This is a genomic window from Microcoleus sp. B5-D4 (assembly GCF_036705145.1).
GTDB lineage: Bacteria > Cyanobacteriota > Cyanobacteriia > Cyanobacteriales > Microcoleaceae > Microcoleus.
Genome location: NZ_JAUBTV010000181.1, coordinates 1 through 2,360, shown reverse-complemented (window position 1 = coordinate 2,360; position 2,360 = coordinate 1). Strand labels below are relative to the sequence as shown.

The 2,360-nt window shown below is 47.1% G+C and carries 2 protein-coding genes and 1 pseudogene; 1 reads left to right on the top strand and 2 read right to left on the bottom strand.

Annotation, left to right across the window (positions count from 1 at the left end):
• Positions 1 to 25 precede the first annotated feature (25 nt).
• Complete coding sequence (locus tag QUB10_RS34035; protein WP_333207530.1) at positions 26 to 976, top strand: tyrosine-type recombinase/integrase; 951 nt, start codon at positions 26 to 28, stop codon at positions 974 to 976.
• A 764-nt stretch (positions 977 to 1,740) separates the two neighbouring features.
• Here the strand turns inward: QUB10_RS34035 and QUB10_RS34030 are convergent.
• Both QUB10_RS34030 and QUB10_RS34025 read right to left on the bottom strand, forming a co-directional pair.
• Positions 1,741 to 2,175, bottom strand: coding sequence for a hypothetical protein (locus tag QUB10_RS34030; RefSeq protein WP_333207528.1), 435 nt, complete (start codon positions 2,173 to 2,175; stop codon positions 1,741 to 1,743).
• A pseudogene (locus QUB10_RS34025) lies at positions 2,172 to 2,360 on the bottom strand (hypothetical protein); the annotation flags it as partial. The gene QUB10_RS34030 and the pseudogene QUB10_RS34025, both read right to left, overlap by 4 nt.

The window sequence follows — 2,360 nt, the reverse complement described above, 5'->3', positions numbered from 1 at the left end:
CTATAATGTCACTTTGAAAGAGTAAATGCTCAACCGAATTGGAGAGCAACAGCCGGAAACATTGAATCTGCCCTGTCCGGTACCCCTGACTCAGCACCCGGCAGCAGTGTACCTCGACAGTTTGGGGAGCGAGCGGTCAAAGGCAACCATGAGAGAAGGGCTCAATATCATGGCCCGAATGCTGACAGGTGGGGAGTGCGACGCAATGACTTTGAATTGGGCGGCATTGCGCTACAAACATACGGCGGCTCTGCGCTCGGTCCTTGAGAAAAAGTACGCCCCGGCGACGGTGAACCAAATGCTGTGCGCCCTGCGACGGGTGTTGAAGGAAGCTCTGCGGTTGGATTTAATCGACCCAATAGATTACAGTAAAGCGGTGGATGTCAGGAGTATCAAGCAATCGGGAAAAGTTAGGGGGCGCGCGCTAACGCTCTGTGAGATTGCTGCATTGATGCAAAGCTGCTCTGGTAAGACTCCTATTGATGTTAGGGACTCGGCGCTGATTGCTATCTTGCGAGGGGGTGGCATCCGTCGCTCTGAAGCGGTCAATCTCTTGAAGCGAGATTTCAACCTATCTACGGGAGCGCTGTTCGTCCGGGAGGGTAAGGGCAAGAAAGACAGGACGGTTTATCTCCCGGAGTCTGCTTGCGTTTTAGTGTCCCAGTGGCTGGAGTTGAGGGGAGAGGCGACTGGGCCTCTGTTGTACCCGATTCGGAAAGGGGGAGAAATTCAGCGGCGGCGGATGACGGAGGATGGTGTGTTGAAGATTGTGCAGCGGCGGGCTAAACTCGCTGGGGTGGAGTCTTTTAGTCCCCACGATTTCCGGCGCACGTTTTGCTCGGACCTCCTCGATGCTGGGGTGGATATTGTGACGGTGCAAAAGTTGGCGGGTCATGCTTCTCCGGTAACTACGGCCAAATATGACAGGCGTGGGGAGGAAACTAAGCGGCGGGCCGTGCAGCATTTGGAATTTTAGGGCTTGAGAGAACTAGACCTATTGCAAAATAATTTTGTGCTATTATGGAAAGTTTAGGCAATTTTATAATCTAGCAGGAGGGGCAAGTTTAAGGAGATGCCAATCAACCCAATAATTCAAAGTTTTACCTAAACTTGAGCAAACTCTTAAGGATAACACATATTTTTTTTGCAAGAGGTCTACTACATAAGATTGATACAAAGTGGATAAGACAGACATCTAGGACTGCTATATCCTGAAAATACAACGGGGATTAAAATCCTCCGAGTCGGTTCCCTCTCAGCACGCTTTGTGTCTTCTGAGTTTCACGCATCCCGTGAGGTTTGGATGAAACTTAGACAGCAGATTCCAGGCAAATAGAGTACACCTTAATCCCAAGCACTTACCAAAGGCACTTACCAAAATGGTTGACAAACCCTTGCAACCGTACTCCATAAACCTGGAAATTGCTGTGGCAATTTATTTAGGACTTAAGTAAGTCGGCGCTTAAAAACGCAACTATGTAAACGATGTAAAGTGTCCAAATGCTCTCTACTGGCTGACTTAAGCCTATTTACATACTGTTACATTATTCGGTTTAATCCCGCCTACCTACTTATGCAACTATCCCAGGAATAGGGGCAACACTCACCATCAAAAATTCGTTCTTTTAATGTTTGATTAGTTTTGATGGTAACACAACCGATGGAGCTCGTCACGCGAAGCAGTTACTCCCTAAAAGTCCTAAGTAGTCCAGAGAATCAGCGATTAAGATTTACTCCCTATCAGCGCCCGGATAGCATGGTAATCAGCCGCCTCAGCTTTCCAGCAAGTTTTCTTGAATCGTAGCGGCACTTAGCTTCTACTAAGATTTTTTCCATCAGCTCGGATGAAGCTACTGCTTGCAGCCATGCAGCTTCTAAAAATACTTCTACAGTCACTCCTTTTTCTTTGCAAAACCTTGTCAAGTTAGCATCTATTTCTGCATCTAAAACAACAGCAGAATGGCGGCGAGTTGGCGGAATTTTCGCGAGTTCGGCTTTTAATTCCTCTAAGGTTGAATTGTCACCCGTGGTTTCTTTTGAAGGTTGGTTCGCCGGAGTTGACTGTTGGGTAATTTGTTCGCTCTCCTGTTTGGGGGCGATTAAAGTATCTTCTCGGCTTGGAACAACTGTTCGCTTGCGGTTAGAGCGAATTTGGTCGAGGATGCTGTCACTCATTGTACTTTTTGTTGTAAAAGAGACTCGATTTTGGCGAGCAGTATTTCAAAGGGATATTCTAAGTCGGGATGTCCTAATTCGCTGAGAGTTTGGCGTTTGTTAATGGCTTTTTTGTACTGTTCGGATTCTCGGATTGAAGGGAGAATTAATTCGTTTTCAACTTCGTCTTTCATTCCTTCTACGGC